This is a genomic window from Kamptonema animale CS-326 (assembly GCF_028330895.1).
Taxonomy (GTDB): Bacteria; Cyanobacteriota; Cyanobacteriia; order Cyanobacteriales; family Microcoleaceae; genus Kamptonema; species Kamptonema formosum.
In genome coordinates, this window is sequence record NZ_JAQMUA010000495.1 from 1 (window position 1) to 5,568 (window position 5,568).

Below are 5,568 nucleotides of genomic sequence, written 5' to 3' on the forward strand. Positions count from 1 at the left end.
CCAATTACCAATTACCAATTACCAATTACCAATTACCAATTACCAATTACCAATTACCAATTACCAATTACCAATTACCAAATTAATCGGGATTTCTTTTATGCCGGCGAGGGTTTCCTCTTGCACCTGGTTTTCCTTGAGATTTATACCAACGATACCACTCTTTAGAACTGCGGATGGCAAACCAGAGGAGCATTAAGGCAATTAATCCACCTTGTCTTGGTGCATCAAAGGCAAACAGAACTAAAGAGATACAGAGAGTATCTTGGGCAAAAATTACCCAGATTGGTAAACCCCGCAATCGATAGAACCAACCGGCTTGAACCAGTTGTAACACCAGTGCCAACAAACCGCCAACTACAGCAATTATCCAAATTAGCCAACTATCAGCAGGATTATCGTCTATTAGCGTCACCTGTGCGATCGCTACTCCCATAATTGCTCCCACAATAGGGCTCAAAAAGAGCTGAAAAATTTGTAGAATGCGCTGACCTAAAAGATTTTTGGAAGCAAATAGCTCAAACAGCGACCAACTCACTAAAACTCCTACCACCACTTGGGGGTGGATGGCAGACAATAAGGGTACTTGCGACCACAGATTGTCGCTTCGCAACAGACCAATTAAGAGGAGGGGTAGGGCTATTCTCATACCCCCTGCCGCAGACGCAGAGAGGGCGGCTAGGAGTTCAACCATAATGACAATTCAGCTTGTAAAAGCTGCTAAGTTCTTGATATTAATTAGTAATCTGATGACCCTAAGAGCGTGCTTTAAGTTGAACTTTACTGCTTAGAGCGCAATTTAGCCTAAATAGAAGCCGATGCTTTAAGTGTATATTCTCAATCCCTGGTTGACTGTTAGGGAGATTACACATTAAGAGTAGTACGAATATCAACAACCGCCCAGATGGTTATTCCCCTTCTTTCACTACGCGGTAAAGATACCGCCAAGATGGTGGCTTTACGTGAGGCGTGCATAAGTCCTATTTTACTCTCCCTGTACTGACACAAGAGAGAGGAGTTACCATGAGGTGGAAATTGTTGCTCCTTGAGTATCGAGGGAAAAAATCGCACTACTGATAGTCATTTTAGCCTTTAACAAGCGGGCTTTTCTTCAATTAACAAAATAATTACTTGCGCCTCCTTCCCCAGAATTATAGGTGTGCAAATAATGCGGCAGTGAATGGTTCGACCTCGGCGGTTGACAGCCTCCACAATTATTTCTTGGCTTTTATTCGTTCCAGTCTGACAGGCTCGAATTGGTTGCCGCAACTGCTCCATTGGTAAACCTATATCCAAGTCAAAAAAGAAATGTCCTTGAACTTCCTCTATCCGCAGACCCCACATTTCCTCTGCGATCTCGTTCCAAATCTGCACGCTCAGTTTGTTGGTTAAAACTACCATCGCTACCCGCAAGCTACTTAGGCTTGAGTGCATGAAGGCGTTGACTCGGTTTAGTTCCTCCGTTCGCTGTCGTAGTTCGTCGTTAGTTGCTTGCAGCTCTTCATTAGAAGACTGGATCTCTTCGTTCATCGTCTCCAGTTCTTCATTGGTACTTTGCAATTCTTCGTTAGTAGTTTCCAGTTCTTCATTGGTACTCTGCAATTCTTCGTTAGTAGTTTCTAACTCTTCATTGGTACTCTGCAATTCTTCGGAGGCAGTTTCTAACTCTTGGGTATAGCGTTCTAATTCCCGCTGCAACTGCTTGTAGCGCGTCACTTCTATAAAGTCGATGCACGCACCAAAGGTATCTCTATTGATATCCAATAGGGGAGTTACTTCAATATCAAAATACTTGGGCGGCAGATTTGGCTTGGCGAGTTCGACACTGCTAATTTTGACGGGTGTGCGTTCGGCGTAAGCTTGTTGGAGGGGCGATCGCAACTCAGCGGGTCGATAAGAAACTTCTAAATCCTGCAAAGGCCGCCCCACGTCCTCTACTTTGATCTCAAATAGCATCCGCGCCAGCCGATTTGCCCTCGTTAGATTCCCGTGTATATCTACTATCATCTGGGCGATCGGCTGGGATTCAAAGGCTTCGTCGCGCAAGCGAACGATCCCTGCCCGCAGACTGTTATCCTCGATCGTGTCCGAGTCGGACATAACTAGCAAACGGTGCCGTAGGTTGATATTAGGGAATTTGCTGAAAATCCGATACTTGAGGTTTTCTGGGGTGAAGAGGTTGGCATGAGTTAAAAGCATTTCTGCTTTGCCTACAAATAAAAAGCCTATATCGTTGAGGGCGAAGTGAAATCGGGCGAGGATGCGCCGCTGAGTATCTGAGTTGAAATACATTAAGGTGTTGCGGCACGCTAGCAAGTCTAAGCGCGAAATCGGTGCGTTCAAAATTAAGTCGTGGCGACCGAAAATTACGCTGCGCCTGAGTTCTGTAGCGAAGGTATAATTGATACCGGTTGCTTCAAAGTATTTGTTGCGGAGGGTGTCGGGAACATTTTGCAATTCCCTCGCTGAGTAGGTAGCAAGGCGGCCTTTGATTAAAGCTGCTTCGTCTAAGTCTGTGGCGTAAATTTTTACTCGCGAACGGAATGCTTCTAAGCCTAAAGCTTCGGCAAGGACGATCGCTAAGGTATAAGCTTCTTCCCCGGAAGCACATCCCGCACTCCAAATTCGGATTGGTTCTTTCCCTGGTTTGACGCTGAGAATGCGAGGGATAATTTCTTCTGAGAGGATCTCCCAAGCTGGAGGATCTCGAAAGAAGGTGGTGACGTTGAGTAGTAGTGCGTCGAATAGCTGGCTGAGTTCTAGGGGGTTAACTTCTACGTAGTCGAGGTAGTCGTGAAATGACTCGACTCCTACTTTTGCCATGCGCTTTTTCATCAGTCTCATCAAGCTGGGGCGTTTGTAGCCGGTGAAGTCCAAACCCCGATCGCGCTTGAGATAGTTCAGCAACGCCTCAAATGCTGAACTTTGGTCGTCACTGCTCATAAAATCAATCTACCTATATTCCCTGTGGCTACTAAGTTTTTTAAAGCTGTGGAAATTTGAGTTAGTGGGAGTACCCAATCGACGCAACCTGTCTGGATGGCTGCGGCTGGCATTCCGAAGACTGCCGATGTTGCTCGATCTTGGGCTATTACTTTGCTGCCAGCTTGGTTGAGGACTTTTACTCCTGTTGCGCCATCGCTGTCGCCTCCTGTCAAGACAACTGCGATCGCTCTCTCTCTATAAACTTCTGCCACCGTAGAAAATAATATCTCGGCTGCGGGACGGAGAAAATGTATTTTTTCTGATTGGCTAAAGCCGATAGTTTTGTCCAGTTCGACTCGGAGGTGAAAATTGGGCGCAGCTATGTAAACTGTGCCAGGAGTCAAGGGTTCTCCTTCCTCAGCTTCTTTGACGAGTAAAGCTGTGCGGCGGTTGAGGATTGTGGCTATTAAGCTCTGGCGGTTGGCAGGAATGTGCTGCACAACGACTATGGCAGTGGGAAAGTCAGCCGGTAGTTGACCGAGGATCGTGCTCAAGGCTTCTATGCCTCCCGCTGAGGAAGCAATTGCTACGATGTCAAACCTACAGCTAGGAGGATTTTTGGACTCTAAAGTTGCTTCCTCTTGGTTTGAACGACCTGCAATACACTGCTTTTTATTTTCGCGTTCGCTAGTCAAGATGGGTTTCCTTAAAATAAACTTCTCTTCACGCTATATACATTATTCTGTCATGCTTATATATAAGTCGGCTACCCATTCTATATATATTCAGACTGAATTGTATTAATGATGCAACGGGCTGATAAATTGCCGAAACCGGTTGGAGATTTGTGGCGGCAATCTGAGGAATTCCCAGCTCAGCAAGAACAACTGTTACTTGAGAGTTTGGAAGAACTGTCCATCGCCCTAGAAGAGTTGCAGGTGGCTTCGGAGGAGTTGCGGCAACTTAATGAAGAATTGCTTGCTAGTCGGCAGGAAATAGAAACTGAGCGGCAGCGTTACAAGGAGTTGTTCGATCTGGCCCCCGAAGGTTATTTGGTGAGTGACTTACAAGGGGCGATCGTGGAAGCAAATTTGGCGGCGGGGGTGATGCTCAAGGTAAAGAGCGATCGCTTGGCGGGCAAACCTTTAAGTCTGTTTATTGCAGAGTCGGAACGCCGCAACTTCCGCACGCAGCTAAACTTATTGGTGCAAAAAGGTGGGAGTACGAAAAATTGGCTGCTTACGCTTCAACCCCGGAAAGGGGAGCAGTTTCAAGCGGTTTTGACAGTAACGCCTATAAAAAATGCGGCGGGGGAGTTAGAGGGGCTGCGGTGGGGACTATTTCGATTGCCAATAGAGTGTTCAGGGGAGCACTCTGAGGCAGTTGTGGAGGAATTAGAGGAAATAAATAATGAATTTAGACTAGAAGAACCATCAGCAGTGGCTTTAGAGATTGCTAGAGAGGAAAAACAGCAACGGCGCGCTCGCTTATTTCGGGTTTCCTTTGAAAAAGCTGGAGTTGGGATGGCGCTTTTGGACAGAGGTGGATATGCGATCGAGAGCAATGAAGCGCTGCAAGAGATTTTAGGTTACAGCCGACAAGAGTTGCGACAGATAAGTTTAATGAAGTTGACTCATCCGAAGGATCGCCAATTTGACCGCGAATTTTTTGAGGAATTGATTTCGGGTAGACGGGATTTCTATCGAGTGGAGAAGCGCTTGTTCACTAAAGCTATGAAAATAAAGCAGATAGCGCTGACGATTTTCTTAATCCGAGATGGAAATTTTACACCTTTGTTAACTGCTGCTGTTATTCACGAAATACCTGAAGATTGGCGGCTTAATTGTAATTCAGAACTTGAGTTTGAATCTAGGGTGAGTAGGTTGTATAATTTGTCCAGAAATAGGTGAATTGTTAATTGTTAACTGTTAACTGTTAACTGTTAACTGTTAAGATCGTTCGGCGATTGAAATCGCTACTACACAAACAAAGTCCGCCTACGCGGACTAAAGAATAAACGGGGTATTTAAGCTGGATTTGGTACGATCGGCTAAACCTGCCCCTTGTATATTTAAAGAAGTAGTTGCCCGCTCCACCAAACAAGCGATCGCGAGCTTCTTAATTTAGACGGAGATTTTTGCTCCTTGAGTATCTAGGGAAAGCGATCGCACTTCTGCGATCGCTCCCTCTTGTTGCCAAGCGTCTGCCATTGCTGCTGCTACTGCTGTTGCCACCTCCCTACTCGCTAAAGCTAAAAGCGTGGGCCCTGCACCGCTAATGACCATTTCGTAAGCGCCTGCTGCGATCGCCGCTTCTCGGACTGCCGAATATCCTTTAATTAAAGATTGACGGTAAGGCTGATGAATTTTATCTTGCATTGCCGATCGCAACCAGTCTGCATTCCCAGTCGCTAACCCCCGCACTAACAAACCCAGATGGGCAGCATTAAAAATCGCATCGGCTTTGCTATACTCTGTGGGCAAAACCTTGCGAGCTTCAGCGGTAGATAGTTCAAAATCAGGAATAGCAACTATTGGAACAATATCTGAATGCCAAGGGATATCGCAAATTTCCCAATTGCACCCCCCCTGCCCCCCCTTGCTAAGGGGGGGTTCTGAATTTAGCCCTGGCTTACTAAGAGGG

At 46.2% G+C, this 5,568-nt stretch carries 5 protein-coding genes; 1 reads left to right on the top strand and 4 read right to left on the bottom strand.

Going from position 1 to position 5,568, the window contains the following annotated elements:
• Positions 1-82: 82 nt before the first annotated feature.
• From PN499_RS29070 to PN499_RS29080, 3 genes are all read right to left on the bottom strand, one after another.
• On the bottom strand, positions 83-694 hold the full coding sequence (locus PN499_RS29070; RefSeq protein ID WP_272037085.1) for a DUF4126 domain-containing protein: 612 nt from the start codon (positions 692-694) through the stop codon (positions 83-85).
• Between the two features lie 398 nt (positions 695-1,092).
• The gene (locus tag PN499_RS29075) at positions 1,093-2,943 is read right to left on the bottom strand and encodes a CheR family methyltransferase (RefSeq protein ID WP_272037086.1); all 1,851 of its coding nucleotides are present in this window, start codon (positions 2,941-2,943) and stop codon (positions 1,093-1,095) included.
• Positions 2,940-3,620: a chemotaxis protein CheB gene (locus PN499_RS29080; RefSeq protein ID WP_272037088.1), complete on the bottom strand. Its 681-nt coding sequence runs from the start codon at positions 3,618-3,620 to the stop codon at positions 2,940-2,942. Before PN499_RS29080 ends, PN499_RS29075 begins: the two co-directional genes overlap by 4 nt.
• Positions 3,621-3,728: 108 nt before the next feature.
• Between PN499_RS29080 and PN499_RS29085 the strand changes: the two genes are divergently transcribed.
• Positions 3,729-4,835 (top strand): PAS domain-containing protein, encoded by a 1,107-nt coding sequence (locus PN499_RS29085; protein WP_272037090.1) that lies wholly within the window; start codon positions 3,729-3,731, stop codon positions 4,833-4,835.
• A 213-nt stretch (positions 4,836-5,048) separates the two neighbouring features.
• Here the strand turns inward: PN499_RS29085 and PN499_RS29090 are convergent.
• Positions 5,049-5,568, bottom strand: a 520-nt coding sequence (locus PN499_RS29090) for a homoserine kinase (protein ID WP_272037092.1), incomplete at its 5' end; no start/stop codon positions are given.